We start from the raw sequence: 24,976 nt of genomic DNA, 5'->3' as shown, positions 1-24,976 counted from the left end.
AGAAAAATCAACAGGTTTTCAGTGCCTTACCGTATGCTGACAGCCGAATGGCTGAATGAAAATAAAATATTGAGATCAAATACATTCGAAATCAGTGATGAAAAAGATAATATCATGTCTCATGGCCGCTGCCGCTGTTCTGCCGGTCAGCGCCGGAATCTCCGATGATGCCGCGATGGCCCCCTACGTCTATCCGGAAAACTCACCCGCGCGTGTAGCCGCTCCAGCCTACATGCCTGACGGGCAGAGCTATATAGAACTGTCGTCAGACAGAAAGCGCATTGTGAAGTTCGACAGTCGCACCGGTAAAGAACTGGAGACCGTCATGGACGTGACCCACACACGTGAGACAACAATCCCTGAGATTGAAAATTTCATACTCAGCCCTGACGGGACAAAACTGATAGTAGGCCGCGAGCGCAAGATGATCTATCGCCGCTCGTCGATGTCGAAATTCTACGTCTATAATATCCGTACCCGTCAGCTTCATCCGCTGTCAGAGAAATTCGAGCGCCAGCAGGCCCCGCAGTTCTCGCCTGACGGCCGCATGGTGGCTTTCGTTGCTAATGACAACAATATCCACCTCCATAAGATAGACTTCAAGACCGAAGTCGATGTCACCACTGACGGAAAGCCCGGACAGATTATCAACGGAGTGCCCGACTGGGTTTATGAGGAGGAATTCTCAACCTCTGTGTCAATGGCATGGGCTCCTGACAACATGACTCTCTGCTATATCAAATACAATGAAACCGAAGTCCCGGCATTTACATTTCCGCTCTATGAAGGCTCCTGCGACCCGATGACGCAGTATGAATTTTATCCCGGTAGCTTCACTTATAAATATCCTGTAGCCGGGGAGCCGAACTCCAAAGTCAGCATACATTCCTACGATGTTGACAACCGCAAGACCAAAAATCTTGACATTCCCGCTTCTAATTTCGAATACATTCCCCGTATAGCCTATGGCGGTGCGCCTGACCGTCTGATTGTCACCACGCTCAACCGCGCCCAGACCAGAATGGAACTGTTCAGCATGAATCCGCGCTCCAATGTGGCCAAATCAATCCTTGTGGAGGAAGAGCAGGCCTGGATAGAGCCTTGCACTTATGAAAATCTGACTCTCAACGCCGATAATTTTGTAGTGCTCTCGGCCCGCAGCGGGTATGTGCATGCCTACCAGTACACCTATTCCGGAGCCCTGACCCGCACCATCACCAGCGGAGATTTCGAAGTGACAGCCTACTACGGCACCGACGCCAAGGGCAATCACTATGTGCAGTCCACAGCCACCGGACCGATCAACAGAGTAGTCTCCAGGATTGATGCCAAGGGAGTGATGAAGCACATAAGCCCGGAGAAGGGCTGCGCATCGGCCTGGTTCAATCCCGGCAAGAGCGTCTATACCCTCAACTACAGCAACTCGACCCAGCCCCCTGTCTACACCTTATATAATATAGACGGCAAGCAGCAGCGCGTGATTGAAGACAATGCCGCAGTGGCTTCGCGTTACGGTGCGGCTCCGAAAAAAGAATTCACCACCATCCGCACCGATGAGGGAATCGAACTCAACGCCTATATTATCAAGCCGTCCGATTTCAGCCCCTCGCGCCGCTATCCCGTGATTCTCCATCAGTACAGTGGCCCCGGCTCACAGCAGGTGCTCGACTCCTGGAGCATGGACTGGATGCAGTATGCCGCCAAGAAAGGCTATATAGTGATCTGTGCCGACGGACGTGGCACCGGAGGTCGCGGACGTCAGTGGGAAACCATAGTCTACAAGCGTCTGGGTCATTATGAGACCATAGACATGCAGGGCGTAGGCCGCTGGGCCGCGCGTCAACCCTATGTCGACGGCAAGCGGATAGGCATCTGCGGCTGGAGCTACGGCGGCTACGAGACACTGATGTGTGTGACTACCGGCTCTTCTCCTTTTGCCGCGGCAGTGGCCATAGCGCCTGTGACCGACTGGCGCTTCTATGACAGCATATACACCGAACGCTATATGCTGACACCGCGTGAAAACGAAGACGGTTATAAGGCCTCCGCTCCGATCAACGCCGTGGGTGGCCTTGAAGTGCCTGTGCTGATCATGCACGGAACTGCTGATGACAATGTGCATTTCAAGAATACAGTCCAGTTCACGTCGGCTCTTCAGGCTGCCGGCAAATGGTGTGATCTGTTCATATATCCCAACATGAACCATTCGATCAATGGCTGCGGGGCCCGTCTGTCAGTCTACTCCCGGATGCTTGACTACTTCGACCGTAACATGCGCTGAACGAGGTGAAAGCATGGCGTAACGAAACTTTAACACATTCTGAATTGTTGATTAGCACGGTCACTACTAACAAATTATTGTTTTAATAAAATGTCAGAACAGCGAATAAGTAATGAAAGCGCGATATTCTCCCTGTGGCTCAACTGGGCTGTGGCGGTAGGTACGCTTGCAATACCTGAATTTGTGGGTTTGTTTATCCCTAAGATCTGGTTGCCTATGGTTACCTTAGGCCTTATGTTGCTTTTGATTATCTATCGTCACAGTGGCATGAGGTACGAAGCAATGTCATGCAATCTGATCCAGTCGATCTGCCTGAAGACTCTTGGCTACTCTGTGGTCATCATGCTGATTATCGCCGTAGCCTATGTCAGAGGTTTTGTGTCGATTTTCTACTCGGATGATGTGATCAATCTCCACATACCTTATCTGACTATACTGATACTTGGTCCGGTGGCATCTGTCCTATGTGGAATAGCTATTCTGAAGGGCGACACAGCTGAAGTGTGCCGCATGTGCATCATACGCCACGGCAATGCATCCGAGCGTGGTTTCCTTGGACAGATCTTCCGTCAGGAAAGCCAGTTTCAGGTGCGTCTGCTGCTGATCCTTTCAGTTGCGGTCTCGGTGCTGTCATGGAGCTACTATTCACTGTTCTACGTCAATGTCAACATCAACGGCACAGATGCATTTATCTACAACTGGGTGCCTGTGATTTTCTATTCGCTCTCAATTGTTTATCTCGGACTGCGCTATTTCTCCCTCTGGGGCTATTACTACAACCATCTGGAGATGAATCCGCGCGGCAGCGAACCGGGCTCGACCGTGCGCTACATAATATTGACCGGCGACAATGTCTTTCTGACCCGCAGTGACGGATACTATGATGTACCTGACAACAACCGCTTCGATACTCCGGCGGTGCTGAGACTTCCGTATGCTAAGGAAATAAGCAGAGAGAGGGCCAAAGAGGTGTTCGGCGATATAAGCAACATCAGCGAGGACAACTACTCAATGCGTTTCATGTACAAGAGCACTGATGTTTCAGGCCTTAACAATATCTATCATTTCATCTGCTGTCTTGAAAACCGTGAAGTGATCTCCTCATCACGTTACGAAGGCAAATGGTATTCACTCTCGCAGCTTCAGCGCCTGCTCTACAACCGAGATCTCACGCCGATGCTCGCCACTGAGATCCATCGTCTCTACACTATCACTATGGCTTGGAAGACCTATGACAGCGATGGCCGCCGTCTCTACAAGATAAAGAACTATCGTCCGAACTTCCGTTTGAACGGAATCTGTGACTGGGACGTGGATTTCAACAATTCACGCTGGCTTGAAGTGGCAAGGCTCAATGAAGACAAGCCCTTCTACCGCTTCCGCAAACTCTTCCAGCGCAGACAGAACACATCGGAGGGTTATAAAGCCTGAGTCCGTGATGGAAGCGTACAAGCCACTGATTGTGATCACAGGACCGACGGCATCGGGCAAGACCCGGCGGGCCGTTGAGCTGGCCCGCGAGATCGATGCCGAGATCATCAGTGCCGATTCGCGTCAGATCTACCGTGGAATGGACCTCGGTACCGGAAAGGATCTTGAGGAATACGGTGAAGTGCCGGTGCATCTTATAGACATCTGTCCGGCTGGCTACAAGTATAATCTTTTTGAGTTTCTGCGAGATTTCGCAGCAGCGAGGGCAGACATAGAAAGTCGCGGAAAGCGGACCATTCTCTGCGGAGGCACCGGGCTTTATGTGGAAAGTGTGCTGAAAGGACTTCAGTTGCCTGAAGTGCCGGAGAATCCGCAACTGCGTCGGAGCCTTGTAGGCAAGTCGCTTGAAGAGCTGACAGTAATGCTGTCGGCTATGAAAGATCTCCACAATGTGACAGATGTCGATACGGTGAAACGTGCCATCCGAGCCATCGAGATCCAGACCTATTATCATGAGCACCCTGAGGCGGCTGTGAAAGCTGTGCCGAACCCTATGACCGATGCGGTGGTTATAGGAGTGGAAATTGATCGCGAGTCGCGCCGACGGCGCATCACGGAGCGTCTTCAGTCGCGTCTTGAAGCCGGAATGATCGAAGAGGTCAGACGGCTGCTCGACAGCGGCATAGCTCCTGACGATCTGATTTACTACGGTCTGGAATACAAATTCCTTACTCTGCATCTGACCGGACAGATGAGCCGCGAGGAGATGGTCAGCGGCCTTGAGATTGCCATCCATCAGTTTGCCAAGCGGCAGATGACATGGTTCCGCGGCATGGAGAGAAGAGGGTTCCCTATCAACTGGCTCCCCTATGACCTGCCGTCGGAGAAGTTCAATGCAAAGGCTCTGGAACTTATCGGAATGGGATGAGGCTTAGGCGCAACAGTAATCTATAAGAGATATTACAGGACTGCCTCCCGTAGCGGCATGAAAGCCGGCGGGAGGCAGTTTTGCTATATGGTGATCAGATGAAATATGTCGGCACGTCCACTGGGCAGGCGACGTTTGCTCTGATGCCCCATTATACTTTGTTAGAGCCAGAGCGGAGCCAGATGTTTAGCAAGGATATATCCGCCGCCTATGAGCCAGAGATCAAGGCAGAAGGCAAGAATGAAGGGCTTTGCTCCGGCTTTCTTGAATTTGTCGATGCTGGTCTCGGCTCCGAGTGCGGCCATTGCCATTGTCAGCAGGAAGGTGTCAAAGTAGTTGATGGCATCAACGAATGCTGCAGGCAGAAGATCGAAAGAGTTGAAGCCGATGACAGCGAGGAAGCCTACTGCAAACCAGGGAATGTTGACCTTGCCTTTTTCAGCCGATGTGTTTTCGGCTGAGTTGCGGCGGGCAACCCAGAAACCGAGTATGAGCAGGACGGGAACCAGCAGCATCACGCGGATCATCTTTACGATGATGGCTACGTTTGAGATCTCGGTGCCCATTGCGTTGCCGGCACCTACGGCGTGGGCCACTTCATGGAGTGTGGCGCCTGAGTAGATGCCCATTTCCTGTGGCGAGAGATCGAGCCAGCCTGAACGGTAGGCTATCGGGTAGAAGAACATCGAGATAGTGCCGAAGATAACCACTGTGGCTACGGCAACAGCTGTCTTGTAGGGCTGAGTGCGGATTGTGGATTCGGCTCCAAGCACAGCTGCCGCACCGCAGATGCCGCTGCCGACAGAGGTGAGCAGTGCGGTGTCGCGGTCCATCTTGAGCAGACGGCCGATCCAGATGCCGCCGAGAATGGTGGTGGCAACAATGATGGCGTCGATGACAATGCCTGAAACGCCAACGTTGACCACATCCTGGAAGGTCAGGCGGAATCCATAGAGGATGATACCGAGACGCAGTATTTTTTTTGAGCAGAACTGGATGCCGGGCACCCATGTATCAGGGAGGTTGTTGCGCAGGGAGTTGGCGTAGAGCATGCCGAGAATGATGCCGATGATCATCGGGCTGAACGAAATTTCTTTGAGCAGCCTGGCTTCACCGATGTAGAATGACGCACAGGCGAACAGAGCTATCAGCAGTATGCCGTGAAGCATGCTGATGCGGTTTTCAGTTAATTTTGGCATTTAAATAGAACTCTTTAGAATTGGACTTTAAATTGATGCAAAGTAGTACCTCTGTTGGAATTGATGAGTACGGGTGCCATCGAGGCATCTCGTTGGGGAAAGTGTGTGTATGATCTATAGTTTTGTTGTTTTTGTAAGGCAGCCTTTTGTGTTGTGTTTGTTTCTTTCGGGCGCAAAATTACAAAAAAACTGTGACAAAGTGCCACAGTTTTTTTCGTGATTATGGAATTTTTGCATAGATTATACCAACGAAAGGATTCTCGGACTGACTGGCTCAGCGGAAGCACGGGGCCGAAAGGCGTGAGCCTCGCAGGAAGTCGGCCACCGGCATGCGGCGTTTTCCCGGAGCCTGCAGGCTGAGGATCTCAAGTGCTTTTCCGTCGCCTGTGCCTACGGAGAGTGTGGTGCCTGAAATCAGTATCTGGCCGGGCCGGAGAGCCTGATCAGTTGTATCCGTTACCTTGGTCTCAAAAATTTTTACGGCTCCGAGCTCGGTTTCTCCGTCATAGAGGGTGCTCCAGGCGGCAGGGTAGGGTGACAGACCTCTCACGAGGTTGTGGATTGTCACGGCTGTGGCACCCCAGTCTATACGGCAGGTTTCTTTGAAGATCTTAGGCGCAGGGGTTGGTTCGGTGCCTCCGGTCAGCCGGTCCTGGGGAATGGGGCTGAGTGTGCCGGCAATTATATCGTCGATGGTCTTGATGGTGAGGTCGGCGCCGAGCATCATGAGTTTGTCATGTACGTGGCCTACATTGTCTGTTGGCAGGATCTCGATGCGTTCCTGGGCAATGATGTCGCCGGTGTCGATTTCGTGTTTGAGGAAGAAGGTTGTGACTCCGGTCTCGGTGTCGCCGTTGATCACCGCCCAGTTGATGGGTGCGGCTCCGCGGTAGCGGGGCAGGAGGGAGGCGTGGAGATTGAAGGTGCCGAGGCGCGGCATGGTCCAGACTACTTCAGGAAGCATGCGGAAGGCTATGACAATGAACAGGTCGGCTTCAAGCGAGCGAAGTTCTTCTATGAATTCAGGATCTTTAAGTCTGACGGGCTGCATCAGATGCAGGCCTTGGGCAAGGGCGAATTCCTTGACCGGCGACTGGTAGAGTTTGTGACCGCGTCCGGCCGGTTTGTCAGGCATGGTGACCACGCCTACCACGTTGTAGCCGCCGTCTACTATTCTCCGCAGGCTTTCAACTGCAAAATCAGGGGTTCCGAGGAAGACTATTCTGAGATCATTTTTTGTCATGGAGTAAGGGGCTCTTTATAAAGATTGGATGTATGTGGAAATTTCTGAGAGGGGGCAGAGGCTCAGTAGCGCGGGCGTATGAGTGTGAATCCTGCCTCGTTGCTTGATCCGAAGCGCAGTCCGTCGGTGATGAGGACCGATGCTCTGTATGTGCCGTCAGGGAGGGCTGCTCCGGAGGAGTCACGGAAGTCCCATGCGAATGGGAAGGAGGCGTTGTCGAGAGTGAACACAGTGGCTCCCTCCATATTGCGGATGATGAGCCTTGAGGTCAGTCCGGAGGTAGGGTGACCGGCAAGATCAAGTTCGACACTCTTGCGGCAGATGGTGCTGTCGGTGCTGAGTATGGCTGAGAACATGGTGTCAACCACAGTGAATGTCAGAGTCTCGCGTGAAGTGTTTCCGGCAACGTCACGCGCGCTCAGGGTAAGCGTGTGGCGTCCTGCCGGGAGATTGCGCAGGGTGTAGGCCACCTCGGCGCTGCCATCGGTGCCGAAGCGCATTGCCGGTCCTATGTCGGCCAGGCGTGTCGAGGAGTCGAGCACGGCGGTAGGCAAGTCGCCGATGTTGGCAGATCCGGTGGCTATACCGCTTTCGTCGTCGCGGATTGAGGCATAGAGCACAGGCGAAGGCCCGGTCTCGCTGCCGTTGATGAAGTCAGGCGAGTCGAGATAGAGGCTGATCTGCGGGCCTGTGGTGTCGGTCGGAATTGGTGTGAGCGGCTGTCTGACAGTCAGGGTGCTGTCTATTCCGCAGGCTATATGGCCGTCATCGGAGTAGGCGAGCATAGTGAGGCGGTTTCTTCCTTCGCGTGAGCTCAGAGGAGGAGTGATCGTAGCAGACCATAGGCCGTTTTTTACTTCTGCGGAGGTTTCATACAGCAGTTTCTCGTCGAGTGTCATCGGCTTGATGGAGTCTCCGGAGGCATGGGCGTAGCGCATGGTGGTGAGTGGAGCGTCGTAGAGCGAGAGGGTGATGTTGCCGTCAAATGCGGTGTCGGTCGAACCGTCGGCCAGAGTGATGCGTCCGTTGAGCATGAGAGGGCTGAGAGAGGGTGCGTCAAGGGTAGACTCTGCGTCACCGGTTTCAGAACTGAAGCTGACGGCGGCTCTGCGGTCAGGGCGGCGCACCGGCAGTGCGGGGTCGCCAAGAAAATTGTAGCAGAAATTGTTTGTGCGCTGCACACTGCTGTTTTTTCCTGAGAGGTTGATGGTGGTGCGCCAGACATCGCCGAGACGCTCCGGTCCGTCGGGGAGGGAGATTTGCCGGGCGAATTCTTCGTTGAGAGTCTGGTTGTTGTTGAGATATACATCGCGCCCGGTTCCCACAAGCGCTATGGGACCGGAGGGGTGCAGGAACAGTTTGGTGCCTATTCCGCGGAAAGGTGCGTCTACGGGGGTTGTCTCGCAGCTTGCAAAGAAAGTCACCGGCATGGAGGTGAATGTCAGGCGGTCGATGTGCGAGATGCTCATTACAGATCCGATTTCATATGCCCCGGAGTGGCCTGTGTAGTTAAGCAGGAAGGGTCCGCGGGCCACCTGAGAGGCCATCGGTGCGAAAGTGGGCTTGCGCTCGATCTTTTTGTCGAATGGATAAAGCGCGTTGTAGATGCGCGGACAAGTGACCGAGGGGATGTTGCGCATGAGTATGGCGCGCAGTTTTTCCGACCCTTTCAGATGGGCATCTTTGTCACCTTCGCAGGCTACAAGGACGGCAAGGTCCGGGCGTCCGGCAAGGCGGGGCTCCTGCAGGTAGGCTATGCACTTGTCTACGAAGATTCGGGCTTCAGCCGCAGTCAGCACGGGGGCGCGTCCGATCGAGACAGAGGTTTCGATGAATGTCGAGCTAAGGTTTTCGGCAATGCGGTCGGTCATGAAGCCGAAGTAGAGGTCTGTGGCATGGTCCGTGGCCATCGAGGCGGCGTGGTCAGGCCGTTCTACCTCGTAGCCTGTCAGATAGTCTATGCCGTCGTCAGAGACGTTGTGGCGCGGATCGTATGTGGCGGCTCCCATCAGCAGCAGGTAGCGCAGCGGTTTGGCGGGTCGTTCACGGAGCATTCTGACGAACTTGCGCACCGCGTTGGGGTGGGGCGATCCGGATGAAAATTCATCAAAGATATCATTCTGTGTCACTACCGTGACATCGAGTCCCTGCATCAGGCGGTGGGCTTCCGCGAGCCTCTCGGCTTCCGGCTGAAAGGCCGTGGTGGTTACTATCAGATAGTCTGTGGCCGGCATGGCGTGGAGGTTCCGGGCAGATACGCTTCCGGCAAATGCAGGTTTGGGGATGTCACTGCCCGGAGTGAAGAGACACAGTTTCTTTTCGGTGGTGGATCGGGCGGGGAGTGTGACTAATGTGCGGCCGTCGGAGAGCGGATCGTGGCCCAGGCGCTTGATGGCGCGCGGATCGCTGACGTCCCAGATCTCCACATCATCGCTGAGCCCGCTGAGGTTGATTCCGAGCGGGGTTGTGGAGGGGAGGAAGTTCATGAACATGGCCGGCCCGCGGAAGTTGTTTTTCCGCTGATACATCCAGTAGACTTCCGCGAGAGCGAGACGGTCGAACTGTTTGCCTGCCGGAATCGAGAAGTTTACGCTGAACGGCAACTCTGAGGCCGCGGTCACGGGGATTTTCTTAAGAGTGGAGAGTGAGTAGAGGCGGTTGTCTATGGTATTATTCTTGTGGGTGGCAGGGGTGAATGCCGAATGGGTGACCGGCCCGGAAAATGTGACGGCTATGTTCTGGGCTGTGTTTTCGCTGTGGAGATAGGCGTAGCGGTAGGCCAGATTGGCGTATCCGGCGAAATCAGGTGCCGAGAATGTAAAGGTGTAGCCATTGCGCAGGGTGGTGAGGTCCTGAGAAAAGAAAAAGACTCCGGCAGAGTGGAAATTCACCTCCTCAGGGTGGTGCAGATCAATTGACAGGTGGGTTTCTACGGGAGTGGTCTGCGCTGTGCACAGGGTGTCGCCGATTGTGATGCCGGGCAGTGAGGCTGTCAGGAAGTAATTTGAGCCGCGCGAGTAGTGGTTGCGATAGTTTATGATTGACGATGATGTGGAGGGGACGGTGCGCTCGTCGCCTTCGCCATAGAAATACATCGCATCGGCGGTGTGCCATACGGTAACCGGAGGCAGGTCGTCAGGGGCGGTGTCGAGCGGATGTGCCTGCTCGACACTGCCGTAGCCGAACACGCGGACTTTTTCCGGCTCGTCGAATCCCCAGCTGCGGAGCGTAGGGTAGTCGATGCGGTAGACTGAGGTTGAATCGACATGTACCTTCACCCACTGGCCGGAAGCCAGGACGGATGAAGGTGCATAGTCGGCGGCATGGCTTGCTTGCGCGCTGAGCACCAGCAGGGATGCGGTTATGAGTGACAGGGGCTTACTGTTGCTTGGCAAGGTTGGCTTCGATTTCTTCGTCAGTTACAGTGTAGTTGATCAGGTCACCGGAGAGATATTTGTCATATGAGGCCATGTCGACAAGGCCGTGGCCTGAAAGGTTGAAGAGAATCACTTTTTCTTCACCCTCTTTCAGTTTTCTGACTTCGCGGATGGTCGCGGCGATGGCATGACACGATTCAGGAGCAGGGATGATGCCTTCGGCGCGGGCAAAGAGGCAGCCGGCTTCGAATGACTCGATCTGGTCGATGTCAACGGCTTCCATCAGTCCGTCCTTGAGCAACTGGCTGACTATCACACCTGCTCCGTGGTAGCGCAGGCCTCCGGCATGGATGTTGGCGGGCTGGAATTTGTGGCCGAGTGAGAACATGGGCAGCAGCGGTGTGTAGCCGGCCTCGTCGCCGAAGTCGTAGCAGAACTTGCCTTTGGTGAGCTTGGGGCATGAGGCGGGTTCTGCTGCCACGAAGCGTGTGTGTGATTTTCCGTTCTCGGCTGCTATCTTGTGGCGCATGAAGGGGAAGGAGATTCCGCCGAAGTTTGAGCCGCCGCCGAAGCAGGCTATCACTATGTCGGGATACTCTCCGGCCATTTCCATCTGCTTCTCGGCTTCGAGTCCGATTACGGTCTGGTGGAGTGTGACATGGCTGAGCACTGATCCGAGGGCATACTTGCAGTCAGGAGTGGTGCGGGCGAGTTCCACGGCTTCGGAGATGGCGGTGCCGAGCGAGCCCTGTGAGTTGGGGTTGGCGGTCAGAATGTTTTTGCCGGCGCGGGTCGACATGGAAGGCGACGGGGTTACCTGAGCTCCGAATGTCTGCATGATGCTGCGGCGGTAGGGCTTCTGTTCGTAGGAGATTTTTACCTGATAGACAGCGGCTTCAAGTCCGAAGAGCGATGCGGCATATGAAAGCGACGCGCCCCACTGGCCTGCGCCGGTCTCGGTGGTGACGTTTTTCACGCCCTCTTTCTTGCAGTAGTAGGCCTGTGGGATGGCGGAGTTGAGTTTGTGTGATCCCATCGGCGAGACGCTCTCGTTTTTGAAATATATGTGGGCTGATGTGCCGAGCGCTTTTTCAAGGCCATAGGCGCGCACCAGAGGAGTGGAGCGGTAGTATTTGTACATCTCGCGGACCTCATCGGGGATCGGAATCCAGCGGTCGGTCATGTTCAGCTCCTGGTCGCAGCATTCGCGGGCGAAGATCGGATAGAGATCTTCGGCTTTCATCGGCTCGCGGGTCTGGGGATTGAGCGGCGGCATCGGTTTCACCGGCATGTCGGCCTGGATATTATACCAGTTGCGGGGTATCTCGTCCTCTTCGAGGAAGTATCTTTTTTTCTGTGACATTTGATTGGTTTTGTAGATGGATTGAGAGATTGGTAAGGGTGTGTCTGATTTTGACAATGTAAAAGTAGTCAATCTTCGCCAAACTGCCAACACCGGCATAAAAAAAGATCAGCCAGTTAGCGCGGAGCTAAGTGGCTGATTTCTTCCGGTGCTCGAAGCGGGACTTGAACCCGCACGGTCGCAATGACCAAAGGATTTTAAGTCCTTCGTGTCTACCATTCCACCATTCGAGCTGACCTTTTAATGGTGCGAAAATGGCTTTCGCGCTGCAAAGATATGTCTTTTTTTTGTTAAATGCAAAAAGGAGCGGGCAAAATAAAAAATCAGCCGGCTGCATCACTGGGTTTTGCTCGCGGCTGATTTTTGTGTCTACTTGTATTCCCGTAGGGAGTCGAACCCTAATCGTCGGAACCGGAATCCGATATTCTATCCATTGAACTACGGGAACATGGCGTTTACGAGGTGCAAAATTAGTGAAATTTTCGTATTTTTGCAAAGTTATATGACCGGATATGAATTATTCTTCATATAAAAATGTTAAACAAGATCGTTTCAGGGGCCTCTGCCGGCTGCCGGCGATGCTTTAAATGAAAAAACTTCAAGATGGACGTAAAGATAGAACCTTCCTGGAAAGAGGCGCTTGCCGATGAATGGGACAAGGATTATTTCGAAGCACTGACCCGCTTTGTGCGCGGGCGTTACGCCGAACGGATTGTCTATCCGCCTGCCGGACGTATTTTCGCCGCTTTTGATGCCTGTCCGTTCGATGATGTCAAGGTGGTGATTCTCGGTCAGGACCCTTATCCGGGTGCCGGGCAGGCCAACGGACTCAGTTTTTCGGTCAATCCGGAGGTGGATCTGCCGCGCTCGCTGCGCAACATCTACACGGAGCTGTCAGCTGACCTCGGATGTCAGCCTCCTTCGTCGGGCGACCTCAGTTTCTGGGCCCGTCAGGGTGTTTTACTGCTCAACTCCACCCTCACGGTCGATGCCGGAGCTCCGGCTTCGCATCAGAATCACGGATGGGAGACTTTCACCGATGCGGCTATCCGCCGCCTTGCCGAAGGTCGTGACCATCTGGTGTTTATCCTTTGGGGGGCCTATGCACAGCGCAAGGGGGAGTTCATTGACCGTTCGCGCCACTGCGTGATCTCCTCGCCACATCCGTCGCCTCTGAGTGCCTCGCGCGGATTTTTCGGGAGCCGCCCGTTTTCAAGAGCCAATGCCTATCTTGCAGAGCATGGCATAGAGCCGGTCAGATGGTCGGATCGCTGAACGATAAGTGAAAGCAACAGCAATAGACAGAATACAAAAGAATTATGAAATACAGCATTGAGCAACGTAAAGAACTGGCTCGCCGGCTTCGCGCCGAAGGGCGTAACTGCTGCCAGTCGGTGGCTATGGCCTTTGATGATGTCACAGGTCTTGACGGCGAGACCGTTGGCCGTCTCGCCGAGGGTTTCGGGAGTGGTTTCGGAGGCCGTCAGGAGGTCTGTGGCGCCGTTTCTGGGACCACTATGATCTGCGGCGTGGCTTATGCCGGCATGGACCGCAAGGATATCTACGGCAAGGTGAAGGCTGCGATGGGCGCTTTCGAGCAACTTGAGGGGTCCTGCTCCTGCCGCGATCTGAAAGGTCCGGGCCGCAAGCCTTGCCTTGAACTGATAACCGATGCCGTGGAGATTCTCCACAGACAGCTTGAGGCCGATGGCAGGTAGACTGTCGGTTTTCCTGCTGCTGCTCGCTGCCGCTCTTGCGTCGGCCGGGCAGGATCTGTCTGTCGATACGTCGCAGGGCATTTTCCACCCGGCTTTCAGGTCGCTCAGAGTGACGCTTGCCGGAGATGAGTTCGCTCCGCCGGTGGTGGCGCTCCGCGACGGCGACAGCCGCATCGAGATCTCGTTTGACGAAATTTCAGACGAGCGGCGTTTCATGCGCTATGAGCTGGTCCACTGCGATGCCCGCTGGCGTCCTGAAGGGCTGGTGGCGTCGGAGTTTCTCGACGGATTCAACGAGGGCATTGTGGAGGACTACGATTTTTCTCGCGCCACGCTGGTGCATTATGTCCACTATACAATAACGGTGCCGAACGGGGATGTCCGCATCACTCAGCCGGGCAACTATCTGCTGAGGGTCTATGATGAGTCTGATCCCGACGAGACTTTGCTCCAGGCGCGTTTCGGTGTGGCTGACTTCTCAGCCGGCGTGGCTGTAACGGTAAGTTCGAAGACCGACATTGACACCAACCGTTCGCATCAGCAGCTTGAGATAGCCCTTGACCTTAGCCGTACGGGAGGAGTGACCGATCCTTACAATGATCTGACCCTGGTCATCAGCCAGAACGGACGCACTGACAATGAAGTGGTGCTCACCACACCCCAGCGGGTGGCGGGCAGCAGGGTGTTCTATTCCCATCTGCGGCCGCTGATATTTCCTGCCGGCAACGAGTATCGCCGTTTCGAGACCGTCTCCACTACCTATCCCGGTATGGGTGTGGCCGAAGTCCGCTATGACGCTCCGGTCTACAATATGCAGCTCTACACCGACGAGCCGCGTGCCAACGGCAAATATCTTTATGACAGCACCCAGCATGGGCGTTTCTTCATCAGGGAATGGTCGTCAGACAATTCCGACACGGAGGCCGACTATGTGATGACCCACTTCTCGCTTGCCATGCCTGAGATGACCGGAGGCGATGTTTTTATTGACGGAGATCTGACCCAGCGCCGTTTCGACACCTCTTCGCGCATGGTCTACAATCAAGCCACCGGAGCCTACGAGCAGTCGATGCTTCTCAAGCAGGGAGCCTACAACTATCAGTATCTCTATCTGCCCTTTGGAGCTACGAGAGGCGAGAACAGCATAGAGGGCAATTATTACGAGACTGTAAACGAATATACCGTCAGGGTCTATCACCGTCCGCGCGGTTCGCGCTTCGACCGGCTGATAGGAGTGGCGTTTGTAAAATCCGGAGTCTGAGTGCCGGAATTATATGATTATGGAAGAAACAACTGAAGAAATTATGCTACAGATACAGGATACATTAGTGTCGCTTGACCTTGCCGAGGTCTTTTTCTGCTGCGACATTGAGAAATGCAAGGGCGAATGCTGCATCGAGGGCGATGCTGGCGCGCCGCTTACCGAGGAGGAACGCGATGAGATCGACCGTCTGTTGCCGCGTTTCGAAGACAAACTGCTCCCTTCGGCCAAGGAGCGCATAGCCGAGGAGGGCACGAGCTATCTTGACCCCGACGGTGACCTGGTCACTCAGATTGTGGATGGCCGCAACTGCATCTACACCTGCTATGCTCCTGGCGGAGTGTGTCAGTGTGCCATCGAGTGCGCCTTCAACGAGGGGAAGACCGGTGGATTCCGCAAGCCGTCGTCATGTGCGCTCTATCCGGTGCGTCTGACCAAGTATCCGACTTTCACCGCCGTGAACTATCACCGCTGGAAGATCTGCCGTTCGGCCGAACAGCTTGGACGCAAACTGGGTGTAAGGCTCTATCAGTTCCTCGAAGCTCCTCTGACGGCCCATTTCGGCCGCGAGTGGTACGATGAACTGAAAATGGCCTGCGAAGCCTACCTCGAAGAGTATGGCGACAAGTAGCGGGCCTTTCTGAGGTGAGGTTTGTATGAAATATGTAGTTGCCTGTCAGAATCTTGGGTAAAGGGAGGCGTTCAATAGCCCGTAAAAACGCCGGAGGCCGTTTCCTTGCGAAACAGCCTCCGGTTATCTATCTGGTTATGAGTAGTGTCAGCGGGGAGATCAGATGATGCCCTGGCCCATCATGGCGTTGGCAACCTTCATGAAGCCAGCGATGTTGGCGCCCTTCATGTAGTTGATATATCCGTCAGCCTCGGTGCCGTGTTTCACACACTGGGTGTGGATGTTCTTCATGATCTCATGGAGACGGCGGTCTACTTCTTCGGCGCTCCACTGGAGGTGTTCGGCGTTCTGGCTCATTTCGAGACCTGAAGTGGCCACACCGCCTGCGTTGACAGCCTTGCCGGGGGCATAGGTTACCTTGGCGGCGAGGAAGGTGTCAATGGCTTCGGGTGTGCAGCCCATGTTGGAGACTTCGGCTACGAGTTCAACGCCGTTGGCTACTAGCTTCTTGGCGTCTTCGCCGTCGACTTCGTTCTGAGTTGCGCAGGGGAGGGCGATGTCTACCTTCTGTTCCCAGGGCTTGCGGCCGGGATAGAATGTGGCGTTGGGATATTTTTCGGCATAAGGTGCTACGATGTCTTCGCCGGTGGCGCGGAGATAGAGCATGTAGTCGATCTTCTCGCCTGAGATGCCGTCAGGATCGTAGATGTAGCCGTCAGGACCGGAGATGGTGACTACTTTGCCGCCGAGCTCGGTGGCCTTGAGGGCTGCGCCCCATGCCACATTGCCGAAGCCTGAGATGGCGATAGTCTTGCCGGTGATGTTGTCTTTCTTTTCGTCGAGCATGCTCTGAACGAAGTAGAGAGCGCCGAAACCTGTTGCTTCCGGGCGGATGAGTGAACCGCCGAAGTCGAGGCCCTTGCCGGTGAAAGTGCCGGTGCATTCGTTGACGAGCTTCTTGTACATGCCGTACATGTAGCCTACTTCGCGGCCGCCTACGCCGATATCGCCTGCGGGCACGTCGCGGTCAGGACCGAGGTTCTTCCAGAGGCCGAGGATGAAGGCCTGGCAGAAGCGCATGATTTCAGCGTCGCTCTTGCCGCGGGGCGAGAAGTCGCTGCCGCCTTTGGCGCCGCCCATCGGAAGGGTGGTCAGAGCGTTTTTGAAAGTCTGCTCGAAACCGAGGAATTTGAGGATGGAGAGGTTGACGGATGCGTGGAAGCGGATGCCGCCTTTATACGGGCCGATGGCGTTGTTGAACTGAACGCGGTAGCCGATGTTGTTCTGGACTTCGCCTTTGTCGTCGACCCAGGTCACGCGGAAAGTGACGATGCGGTCGGGCTCGACCATGCGCTCAATGATTTTTGCTTTTTCGAATTCAGGATGCTGATTGTAGACGTCCTCAACACAGATAAGGACTTCCTTCACTGCCTGAAGGTATTCCTTTTCGCCGGGATGCTTGGCTTCCAGGCTGTTCAGAATATTGTTAATATCCATGATAAAAAGAAATTGATGGATTTAAAGGGTATTGGTGATTTGGTTAACGCTGCAAATGTAACACTAAATTCAATATGGTGGATCAAAAAAGCGAGATTTTTTTGATGTTATAAAGCATAAGAATTGAACATAAAAATGGCTTCTCAGCTATTTCAGTGGCATCTTTGGCTTGACTATTTGTCAGTCTTGGCCTGGTTTTGAGATGAAAGTGTCAGTCTATGGCGGCAAAAGGGTGGATTATGCCGGATATTCCTGAAAAATGAATCAGATTGCTATGTGGCATTCCGGAATACAGATGGATCTGTGAGATATGCCTGACTCAGTGAGGGCCGCCATGCTTCACTGCTTCAGCTTGGGATAAAAAGAAGCTGCCGCCGAACAGAGGAATTCTGTTCAGCGGCAGTAAAATCTTGAGACTTCTCGCTGGCGGATTATTCGCCGGGGATGATAGCTTCGCTGGGGCAAACTTCAGCGCAAGAGCCACATTCGATGCAAGTATCGGGGTCGATGTGGTAGATGTCGCCTTCAGAAATTGCGTCAACGGGGCAAACGGGCTGGCAAGTGCCACAAGCCACGCAAGAGTCAGTGATTACGTAAGCCATGATCTGATAAATTTGAGTTGTTAGATAATTTGATACGAAAATTTTTGGACACGGCGCAACCCGAAGGCCCACCGGATAGATGATGCAAAAGTAACTCTTTTCGCTGAATTATCATCTAAAAAACTCAGAAAAAATCGGCCCCGGTGAAATTATTTTGTCTCAGACGGACATCAGTCTGTGCTTTCGGGTGTGCGGCCTGCTGCTTCCGGCAGCCGGAACTGACAAAAAGCAGACAGCCTGAAAGCGCGTTTCAGGCAGTCTGTCGGTAATTCTGAGTTATTTCTGATGGAAACCCTTAAGGATCAGGCTTCGATCTTCTTGTAGCGGGGTACGAGGAGCTTCATGATGCACCAGCCTATGAGGTAGGCGACGCCGCAGATGCAGAACACGATGAAGTAGCCTGCGGGCTTGCCTTCATAGCTCATGAACGACATGTTGGTCTGGGCTGCATAGTCGAAGAGCACACCTGAGCAGAGGTTGATCAGGAATGATCCGATGCCGCCGGCCATGCCGCCGATACCGATGATGGTGGCGATGGTCGATTTGGGGAACATGTCACCTACCACTGAGTAGATGTTGGCGCTCCATGACTGGTGGGCGGCTCCGGCTATACCGATGATGATGATCGGGAGCCAGGGCGACACTGAGCTCATGGGCTGGGCCAGAAGGGCAAGCAGGGGGAACACGGCGAAGATAAGCATGGCTTTCATGCGGGCCGAGTAGGGGTCTACGGTGATGCCTTTGCTTGCGGCGCGGTCAATGAAGATGGTCGGGAGCTTGCCGCCGTAGATCGAGAGCATGGTGATCAGGTAGAGCACGAAGATCATCATCATGCCTTCGCCCGATGAAGTCGACAGTTTGAAGACATCGGTGATGTAGGCGGGTGTCCAGAAGAGGAAGAACCACCAGACACCGTCAGTCAGGAATTTGCCGAAGAATACAGCCCATGTCTGCGGATATTTGAAGCATTTCAGGAAGGGGATGGTAGCGGTCTTGCTGTCTTCGGTCTCGGCTTTCTCTCTGGCTGTTTCGTCAGCAGCGTCATCGTCCTGCTCGATGTATGCGAGCTCGGCGGCGTTGACACGCGGGTTTTCAGCGGGTTTCTTATAGAGGAAAATCCAGAAGCCCATCCAGACGAAGCCGAGGGCACCGATGATGATGAAGGCCATTTCCCAGCCGTTGCCCCAGCCGATGCTCTGGAAGTATTTGGCGAGCGGGCCGATGGAGAAGGGTGCGATAAGAGCGCCTACGGCCGAGCCTGCGTTGAAGATCGAGGTGGCATATGCGCGGTCGCGTTTCGGGAAGTATTCGGCTGTCACTTTGATCGCTGCCGGGAAGTTGCCGGCCTCACCGAGGGCGAGTATGGTGCGGGCTGCGAGGAAGAAGTAGACCGATACGGTGGCGATTGTGATGGCAAGGTCGCCGGTGGCCTTTACAAGGCCGGTGGCGTCATGAAGACCGAGTGTGGCTTCGGTGGCGATGCCGCAGGCTGCGTGGAGGCAGGCGCCGGCTGACCATACGCCGATTGCCCAGAGGTAGCCTTTCTTGGTGCCCATCCAGTCAATGAAGCGGCCTGCCAGTAGGTTGGCCACGGCATAGACGATGGAGAAGACTGCAGTGATCAGACCGTAGTTTGCGTCGGTCCAGTGGAATTCAGGGGAGATGAACTCTTTCCAGGTGAGCGAAAGCACCTGGCGGTCCATGTAGTTGACGGTCGTTGCGAGGAAAAGCAGTGCGCAGATGGTCCAGCGGAAGTTGGTCATCTTCTGGTTTGCTGCTGCGAGGGGTGAGGTTGCTGCTGCCATAGATTAGAACTTGAAGTAGTTTTTGGCGTTGTTGTAGCAGATATCCTCGATCATCTGGTTGACCCGGTTTTCTTCATAGCCGGTGTAGGGGATGAGACCGTTTTCCACATCATTGCCCACGAGGTTGCACAGTGTGCGGCGGAAGTATTCGTGGCGCGGATATGAGAGGAATGAGCGTGAGTCGGTGAGCATGCCGACGAAACGGCTGAGCAGGCCCAGAAGCGAGAGGGCGTTCATCTGCTTCTCCATGCCGTCTTTCTGGTCAAGGAACCACCAGCCTGAGCCGAACTGGATCTTGCCGGGGATGGTGCCGTCCTGGAAGTTGCCGAGCATTGTGGCGAGCACTTCGTTGGCGCAGGGATTGAGGTTATAGAGGATGGTCTTGGTCAGTTTGCCGCGTGAGTTGAGGGTGTCAAGGAATTTGGCGCAGGCTTTGGCAGTGGTGAATTCGCCGATTGAGTCAAAGCCGGTGTCGGGGCCGAGGAGCTTGAACATCTTGGAGTTGTTGTTGCGGATGGCACCGTAGTGGAACTGTTGGGTCCAGCCTGAGGCATAGTCCATCTCGCCGAACACCAGGAGCATGGCGCTCTTGAACTTGTTGATCTCTTCTGCTGTGAGCTGCTTGCCTCCGTAGACTTTGTCGAAGATGGCTTCGATCTCGCCGTCAGTGAAGTCTTCGGCGTAGAATTCCTCGATGCCGTGGTCTGACAGGCGGCAGCCCATCTCCTCGAAGAAGTCGTGGCGCTTCTGGAGGGCATCGATCATGTCCTGGAATTTGTTGATTTCAACGCCTGAAACTTCGGCGAGTTTTTCAACATATGCGCGGAATTCGGCGGGGTTTTCAACGGCCATTGCTTTGTCGGGACGCCAGGTGGGGAGCATCTTGATCTCGAAGCCGCTGTCGCGTACCTGCTTGTGGTATTCGAGTGTGTCGACGGGATCGTCGGTGGTGCAGACGGCTTCCACGTTGTAGCGGCGCATGAGTCCGCGGGCGGTCATGTTGGGGTCGTTGAGGAGCTTGTCGTTACATTCGTCGAAGATCTCGCGGGCGGTTTCGGGGTTGAGCAGCTTGTCAATGCCGAAAGCGGTCTTAAGTTCGAGGTGTGTCCAGTGGTAGAGGGGGTTGCGGAAGGTGTAGGGAACTGTTTCGGCCCATTTTTCAAATTTTTCCCAGTCTGAAGTGTCGGTGCCGGTGCAGAAACGTTCGTCAACACCGTTGGAGCGCATTGCGCGCCATTTGTAGTGGTCGCCGCCAAGCCAGATTTCAGTGATTGACTTGAAGCGGTGGTCATCGGCTACCATCTTGGGTATGAGGTGGCAGTGATAGTCGATGATGGGCATCTTAGCCGCGTGTTCGTGATATAGCTTCTGTGCGGTTTCGGTCTGCAACAGGAAGTTTTCGTCCATGAAAGGTTTCATGCAGAAATGGATTTTTAATGGTTATTGTTTTTGGTGATAAGGAGAGGTGATCAGAGCGTCACGCCGTTTTTGAAGATGGCTATTTCGTGGATGCCGCTCTTTTCGGAGTTGACTTCTTCGCCTGAGGCTACTTTGAGCACGTAGTCAATGAAGTCGGCGAGTACGTCGGCCATCGAGCTGTCTTCCACAAGGCGTCCGGCGTTGAAGTCGATCCAGGTGGGCTTGCGCTGTGCGAGTCCGGAGTTGGTTGAGATCTTCATGGTGGGGACAAAGGTGCCGAACGGTGTGCCGCGGCCTGTGGTGAAGAGCACCATCTGGCAGCCTGCGGCGGCGAGAGCTGTGGAGGCCACGAGGTCGTTGCCGGGAGCCGACAGGAGGTTGAGGCCGTGGTTGCTGATGCGTTCGCCGTATTCCATCACTCCGAATACGGGGCTCTTGCCGGACTTCTGGGTGCAGCCGAGGGCTTTTTCCTCAAGGGTGGAGATGCCGCCGGCCTTGTTGCCCGGAGAGGGGTTTTCGCCTACGGGTTCGCCGTGGCTGAGGAAGTATTCCTTGAAGTTGTTGATGAGTGACACGGTCTGGCCGAGCAGGCTGTTGTCGGCGCAGCGGCGCATGAGGATTGTCTCGGCTCCGAACATTTCGGGGACTTCGGTGAGCACTGTTGTGCCGCCTTCCTGGTCGCAGAGCCAGTCAGAGAATTCGCCGAGCAGCGGATTGGCTGTGATGCCTGAGAATCCGTCTGATCCGCCGCACTTGAGGCCGATGCGGAGTTTGGAGGCCGGTACGGTGGTGCGCTTGAAGTTGCGGGCCTGATCGTAGAGGTCACGGAGAATTCTTACTCCGGTTTCCACTTCGTCGCCTTCCACTTCCTGGCATACCATGAATTTCACGCGGGAGCGGTCATAGTCGCCGCAGAATTCCTCGAAAACCTTGGGTTGGTTGTTTTCGCATCCGAGTCCTACCACGAGGATGCCGCCGGCGTTGGGGTGGTGCACCATGTCGCGCAGGATCTTTTTGGTGTTTTCGTGGTCATCGCCGAGCTGCGAGCAGCCGTAGTTGTGGGGGAATCCGAAGATGCCGTCCACGCCCTCGGCCTTGGTTTCGGCGTTGAGACGGTCTACAATCTGCTTCACGATGCCGTTGACGCAGCCCACGGTGGGGATGACCCAGAGTTCGTTGCGGATGCCTACCTGGCCATCGGCGCGCTCATAGCCCATGAAGGTTGCTTCGGCGCCTTTGCGGGCCGATCCGGGGGCGGGAGCCGAGGGGTTGTCGATGGCTATGTCGGAGTAGTCGAGCTGGCCTTCGAGGTTGGTCTTGATGTCGTTGTGGTCGAGGAATGCACCGCGGCTCACGGCGTGGCGCGCGTGGCCGATCGGGAAACCGTATTTGATCACGTTCTCGCCCTCGGCTATGTCGCGGAGAGCGAACTTGTGGCCGGCGGGGATGTCGGCCACAAGTGTGATCTCTTCGCCGTCTACGTTGAGGGCTGTTCCGGCGCTGAGCGCGTTGATGGCCACTGCTACGTTGTCGGCGGGATTGATCTTGAGAAAGTCTTTCATCTGTCAGTCGGGGGGATGTTATGCTTCAACAACTTCCTTGACTGTTTCGAGCATGCCCTTCGATGCGATCGAGTCGAGATACTCGGTGACGAGGTCGGTGAGACCGGGGATCTGGTTGAGATCGCCGTGTTCTTCGCCCCAGATGAGATCTTTGGCTGCGAGGACTCCTTCGGCAACCTTGCGGGTGTCGCCGCTTGACCAGAGTCCGGTGAGGAGATCCATGATCTTCTGATCGTCGTTGGGCACGATTTCTGTGCCGTCCTCACGCTTGCCGCCCTTGTAGTAGGTTATGAGGGCTGCGAGACCGAGCACGAGGCCTTTGGGGAGTTCGCCCTTGCGTTCGAGATAGGTCTTGAGGCCAGGAAGGTCGCGGGTCTGGTATTTGGGGAAGGAGTTGAGCATGATTGATGTCACCTGGTGGTCAACATAGGGGTTGTTGAAGCGTTCGAGGACATCTGCACCGAACTTCTGGAGCTCTTCCATCGGGAGGTTGAGGGTCTGCATGAGTTCGTCGAACTGTACTTTGTGAATGTACTTGCCGATGACGGGGTGGTTGCAGGCGTCGCGGACAATGTTGACTCCGCTGAGGAAGGCTACGGGCGAGAGCACGGTGTGTGGGCCGTTGAGCAGGGTCACCTTGCGTTCGTGGTAGGGTGCCTCAGAGTCGGTGATGAGCACCTGGAGACCGGCTTTTTCAGCGGGGAATTCGGCGCGGAGCTGTTCGAGGCTCATGTTTGAGGCGCGTTCGATCACCCAGAGGTGGAAGGCTTCGCCCTGGACCACGATGTTGTCCTTGTAGCCGAGTTTTTCCTGGATCTGGTTGATTTCCTTGCGGGGGAAGCCGGGGACGATGCGGTCAACGAGTGTGGCGCATACGTAGCAGTGGTTTTCGAACCATGCGCGGAATGCCTCGTAGTCAGAGCCGAGATCTTCTTTCCAGAGGTCGATGTATTTGAAGATGATCTCTTTCAGATGGTGGCCGTTTTCGAAGATAAGCTCGCAGGGCATGATGATGAAGCCTTTGTCAGCTGCTCCGTTGAAGGTTTTGAATCGGCGGTAGAGGAGCTGTGTGAGCTTGCTGGGATAAGATGCGGCGGGGCGGTCGTTGAGCTTGCATTCGGGATCGAAGGCGATGCCGGCTTCGGTGGTGTTGGAGATGACGAAGCGCATTTCGGGCTGGTCGGCCAGCGCGAGGAAGGCGTCGAACTGGGTGAAGGGGCTGAGACCGCGGCTGATCACGTCGACACGGGTGAAGGAGTTGATCACTTCGCCGTCGAGACGGCCCTGGAGGTTTACATGGTAGAGGCAGTCCTGACCCTGGAGAAGCTGCATCACGAATGCGTCGGGGGTACCCTGTACGACTACAACCGATGAGTTGAAATCGGTCTTGTCGTTCATATTCTTGATGATCCAGTCAACGAAGGCGCGGAGGAAGTTGCCTTCGCCGAATTGGATGATTCTTTCGGGTGCAACCGCTTTGGGTGCGGTGAGTTTGTTTAAAGCTTTCATGATTTTAGTGATATTGTTGATTGTTTTTTAATTTCTGCTATTGTCAGAGGTATAAAGCGGAGAGGTGTCGCGGGTTTGGAGGTTGTTTAAAAGCAATGGTTTACGCTTGGTTTTAAACAACCTTTTATTCGGCGGGATTCCATCCGGTGGTGACGGCGAAGACCTTGGCGATGTCGAGACAGTCTGCGGCTTCGGTGTCAGAGACTTTCATGGCCCAGCTGACACGGCCTTTCTGGGAGGCGCCGGCTCCGCGCGAGCCGTATTCGCCGTAGCGGGCTGTGCGTTCGTTGTCGGTGTTGTTCCAGTTGTGCCATCCGGCGGGACGGATGTGTGAACCCATCTCGCAGTTGATGAATACGGTGTGGGCATAGGGGCGCCAGGGGCGTCCGAGATACACTTTGGTAACTTCAGGCAGTGCGCGCAGGGTGCAGGAGTCGAAGATGTAGCCGTATTTTACGTCTTCCGGAGTCGATGCGGCGGTGATGTATGAATCGCGTTTGGAGAGGATGTCGCATTTTCTGAAATAGGCTGTGGCCGGGCCGAAGATGAAGTCGGTGGTGCCTTCGATGTAGCAGCTGTCAAAGTAGAGGCGGCTGTTTTTGCCTCCGGTGAAGATTGTGTCCTGGTTTCCGAGGAAACGGCAGTTGATGAAGCGCAGGCGGTCACCTTCGGTGTGGAGCGCTACGGCCTGGCCGAGCTGTGGGGCGTTGTTCTCGATGGTGAGGTTGCGGAAGGTGGCGTCACAGGCTTCTACCTTTACGGTGTAGGTGCGGAAGGTGCCCATGTTGTCGATGTTGGCGTGATGGTCGAAGGTTATAATGGTCGAGTCGGCGTTCTGGCCTTCGAATGTCACGTTTTTGAGCCATGAGGGAATGACGACCTTTTCTTTGTAGACTCCGTTGGCTATGTGGACTGTGACGTTGTAGTCCATATAGGCACGGATGCCGTCAAGAGCTTCGGTGACGGTGGTGTAGTCGGCTGATCCGTCGGGGTTGACGTAGATGTCGTGTTTCCATTCGGCGGCTGATGCCTTGAGCCCTGTCAGGGCGCAGACCATCAGAAGCAGGGAGGCAAGACGATATTTCATTTCTAAGGTATGATTATATTGTGTGGACTGAGGCGAGAAGAGAGGAGTGGGGCATGAGGGTGG

At 54.9% G+C, this 24,976-nt stretch carries 18 protein-coding genes and 2 tRNA genes; 7 read left to right on the top strand and 13 right to left on the bottom strand.

Features of this window, described 5'->3' with window-relative positions:
- The first annotated feature begins 97 nt into the window (after nt 1-97).
- The 3 genes from E7745_RS01295 to miaA all read left to right on the top strand — a co-directional run bounded on the left by E7745_RS01295 (nt 98) and on the right by miaA (nt 4,640).
- The gene (locus E7745_RS01295) at nt 98-2,281 is read left to right on the top strand and encodes a DPP IV N-terminal domain-containing protein (protein ID WP_136408135.1); all 2,184 of its coding nucleotides are present in this window, start codon (nt 98-100) and stop codon (nt 2,279-2,281) included.
- A gap of 90 nt (nt 2,282-2,371) precedes the next feature.
- A complete protein-coding gene (locus E7745_RS01290; protein WP_124075716.1) occupies nt 2,372-3,712 on the top strand; it encodes a hypothetical protein in 1,341 nt (446 codons plus the stop codon).
- Between the two features lie 7 nt (nt 3,713-3,719).
- Nucleotides 3,720-4,640 (top strand): tRNA (adenosine(37)-N6)-dimethylallyltransferase MiaA, encoded by a 921-nt coding sequence (gene miaA, locus E7745_RS01285; RefSeq protein ID WP_107032144.1) that lies wholly within the window; start codon nt 3,720-3,722, stop codon nt 4,638-4,640.
- 161 nt (nt 4,641-4,801) lie between these two features.
- Here the strand turns inward: miaA and E7745_RS01280 are convergent, their stop codons facing one another.
- The 6 genes from E7745_RS01280 to E7745_RS01255 form a co-directional block, all read right to left on the bottom strand.
- Nucleotides 4,802-5,809: a YeiH family protein gene (locus E7745_RS01280; protein WP_107032143.1), complete on the bottom strand. Its 1,008-nt coding sequence runs from the start codon at nt 5,807-5,809 to the stop codon at nt 4,802-4,804.
- A gap of 304 nt (nt 5,810-6,113) precedes the next feature.
- Nucleotides 6,114-7,082, bottom strand: coding sequence for a methionyl-tRNA formyltransferase (gene fmt / locus E7745_RS01275; protein ID WP_107032142.1), 969 nt, complete (start codon nt 7,080-7,082; stop codon nt 6,114-6,116).
- A 62-nt stretch (nt 7,083-7,144) separates the two neighbouring features.
- Nucleotides 7,145-10,477 (bottom strand): type IX secretion system sortase PorU, encoded by a 3,333-nt coding sequence (gene porU / locus E7745_RS01270; RefSeq protein WP_168181945.1) that lies wholly within the window; start codon nt 10,475-10,477, stop codon nt 7,145-7,147.
- Nucleotides 10,461-11,822, bottom strand: a complete 1,362-nt coding sequence (locus E7745_RS01265) for a TrpB-like pyridoxal phosphate-dependent enzyme (protein WP_107032140.1) — start codon at nt 11,820-11,822, stop codon at nt 10,461-10,463. Before E7745_RS01265 ends, porU begins: the two co-directional genes overlap by 17 nt.
- A gap of 149 nt (nt 11,823-11,971) precedes the next feature.
- Nucleotides 11,972-12,055, bottom strand: a tRNA-Leu gene (locus E7745_RS01260).
- 143 nt (nt 12,056-12,198) lie between these two features.
- Nucleotides 12,199-12,270, bottom strand: a tRNA-Arg gene (locus E7745_RS01255).
- 155 nt (nt 12,271-12,425) lie between these two features.
- Here E7745_RS01255 and ung point away from each other — a divergent pair.
- The 4 genes from ung to E7745_RS01235 are packed head-to-tail and all read left to right on the top strand — an operon-like array spanning nt 12,426 to nt 15,432.
- Nucleotides 12,426-13,097, top strand: coding sequence for a uracil-DNA glycosylase (ung, locus tag E7745_RS01250; RefSeq protein ID WP_123400004.1), 672 nt, complete (start codon nt 12,426-12,428; stop codon nt 13,095-13,097).
- Between the two features lie 44 nt (nt 13,098-13,141).
- Nucleotides 13,142-13,540 carry a C-GCAxxG-C-C family protein gene (locus E7745_RS01245; RefSeq protein WP_107032138.1) on the top strand — a complete coding sequence of 133 codons (399 nt, stop codon included), beginning with the start codon at nt 13,142-13,144 and terminating at the stop codon, nt 13,538-13,540.
- Nucleotides 13,530-14,801: a DUF5103 domain-containing protein gene (locus E7745_RS01240; protein ID WP_160630425.1), complete on the top strand. Its 1,272-nt coding sequence runs from the start codon at nt 13,530-13,532 to the stop codon at nt 14,799-14,801. Before E7745_RS01245 ends, E7745_RS01240 begins: the two co-directional genes overlap by 11 nt.
- Nucleotides 14,802-14,844: 43 nt before the next feature.
- Complete coding sequence (locus E7745_RS01235; protein WP_136409152.1) at nt 14,845-15,432, top strand: DUF3109 family protein; 588 nt, start codon at nt 14,845-14,847, stop codon at nt 15,430-15,432.
- A 159-nt stretch (nt 15,433-15,591) separates the two neighbouring features.
- Here E7745_RS01235 and gdhA read toward each other — a convergent pair whose 3' ends face one another.
- The 7 genes from gdhA to E7745_RS01200 all read right to left on the bottom strand — a co-directional run bounded on the left by gdhA (nt 15,592) and on the right by E7745_RS01200 (nt 24,913).
- The gene (gene gdhA, locus E7745_RS01230; RefSeq protein ID WP_107032136.1) at nt 15,592-16,929 is read right to left on the bottom strand and encodes an NADP-specific glutamate dehydrogenase; all 1,338 of its coding nucleotides are present in this window, start codon (nt 16,927-16,929) and stop codon (nt 15,592-15,594) included.
- A gap of 431 nt (nt 16,930-17,360) precedes the next feature.
- Nucleotides 17,361-17,531: a DUF362 domain-containing protein gene (locus tag E7745_RS01225; protein ID WP_107032135.1), complete on the bottom strand. Its 171-nt coding sequence runs from the start codon at nt 17,529-17,531 to the stop codon at nt 17,361-17,363.
- 302 nt (nt 17,532-17,833) lie between these two features.
- Nucleotides 17,834-19,336, bottom strand: coding sequence for an MFS transporter (locus E7745_RS01220; protein ID WP_136408133.1), 1,503 nt, complete (start codon nt 19,334-19,336; stop codon nt 17,834-17,836).
- Nucleotides 19,337-19,339: 3 nt separating this feature from the next.
- Nucleotides 19,340-20,755, bottom strand: coding sequence for a glucuronate isomerase (uxaC, locus tag E7745_RS01215; RefSeq protein WP_107032133.1), 1,416 nt, complete (start codon nt 20,753-20,755; stop codon nt 19,340-19,342).
- 50 nt (nt 20,756-20,805) lie between these two features.
- Nucleotides 20,806-22,317, bottom strand: coding sequence for a UxaA family hydrolase (locus E7745_RS01210; RefSeq protein ID WP_123398833.1), 1,512 nt, complete (start codon nt 22,315-22,317; stop codon nt 20,806-20,808).
- A gap of 18 nt (nt 22,318-22,335) precedes the next feature.
- On the bottom strand, nt 22,336-23,826 hold the full coding sequence (locus tag E7745_RS01205) for a tagaturonate reductase (RefSeq protein ID WP_136408132.1): 1,491 nt from the start codon (nt 23,824-23,826) through the stop codon (nt 22,336-22,338).
- Between the two features lie 124 nt (nt 23,827-23,950).
- Nucleotides 23,951-24,913 carry a pectinesterase family protein gene (locus E7745_RS01200; RefSeq protein ID WP_123398835.1) on the bottom strand — a complete coding sequence of 321 codons (963 nt, stop codon included), beginning with the start codon at nt 24,911-24,913 and terminating at the stop codon, nt 23,951-23,953.
- Between the last annotated feature and the right edge of the window lie 63 nt (nt 24,914-24,976).

Source organism: Duncaniella sp. C9 (genome assembly GCF_004803935.1).
GTDB lineage: Bacteria > Bacteroidota > Bacteroidia > Bacteroidales > Muribaculaceae > Duncaniella > Duncaniella muris.
This window is presented reverse-complemented; position numbering and strand designations above follow the sequence as displayed.

Coding starts and splice junctions, on each gene's coding strand:
- E7745_RS01295 (WP_136408135.1), top strand. CDS start 98: ATGAAAAAGATAATATCATGTCTCATGGCCGCTGCCGCTGTTCTGCCG.
- E7745_RS01290 (WP_124075716.1), top strand. CDS start 2,372: ATGTCAGAACAGCGAATAAGTAATGAAAGCGCGATATTCTCCCTGTGG.
- miaA (WP_107032144.1), top strand. CDS start 3,720: ATGGAAGCGTACAAGCCACTGATTGTGATCACAGGACCGACGGCATCG.
- E7745_RS01280 (WP_107032143.1), bottom strand. CDS start 5,809: ATGCTTCACGGCATACTGCTGATAGCTCTGTTCGCCTGTGCGTCATTC.
- fmt (WP_107032142.1), bottom strand. CDS start 7,082: ATGACAAAAAATGATCTCAGAATAGTCTTCCTCGGAACCCCTGATTTT.
- E7745_RS01265 (WP_107032140.1), bottom strand. CDS start 11,822: ATGTCACAGAAAAAAAGATACTTCCTCGAAGAGGACGAGATACCCCGC.
- ung (WP_123400004.1), top strand. CDS start 12,426: ATGGACGTAAAGATAGAACCTTCCTGGAAAGAGGCGCTTGCCGATGAA.
- E7745_RS01245 (WP_107032138.1), top strand. CDS start 13,142: ATGAAATACAGCATTGAGCAACGTAAAGAACTGGCTCGCCGGCTTCGC.
- E7745_RS01240 (WP_160630425.1), top strand. CDS start 13,530: ATGGCAGGTAGACTGTCGGTTTTCCTGCTGCTGCTCGCTGCCGCTCTT.
- E7745_RS01235 (WP_136409152.1), top strand. CDS start 14,845: ATGCTACAGATACAGGATACATTAGTGTCGCTTGACCTTGCCGAGGTC.
- gdhA (WP_107032136.1), bottom strand. CDS start 16,929: ATGGATATTAACAATATTCTGAACAGCCTGGAAGCCAAGCATCCCGGC.
- E7745_RS01225 (WP_107032135.1), bottom strand. CDS start 17,531: ATGGCTTACGTAATCACTGACTCTTGCGTGGCTTGTGGCACTTGCCAG.
- E7745_RS01220 (WP_136408133.1), bottom strand. CDS start 19,336: ATGGCAGCAGCAACCTCACCCCTCGCAGCAGCAAACCAGAAGATGACC.
- uxaC (WP_107032133.1), bottom strand. CDS start 20,755: ATGAAACCTTTCATGGACGAAAACTTCCTGTTGCAGACCGAAACCGCA.
- E7745_RS01210 (WP_123398833.1), bottom strand. CDS start 22,317: ATGAAAGACTTTCTCAAGATCAATCCCGCCGACAACGTAGCAGTGGCC.
- E7745_RS01205 (WP_136408132.1), bottom strand. CDS start 23,826: ATGAAAGCTTTAAACAAACTCACCGCACCCAAAGCGGTTGCACCCGAA.
- E7745_RS01200 (WP_123398835.1), bottom strand. CDS start 24,913: ATGAAATATCGTCTTGCCTCCCTGCTTCTGATGGTCTGCGCCCTGACA.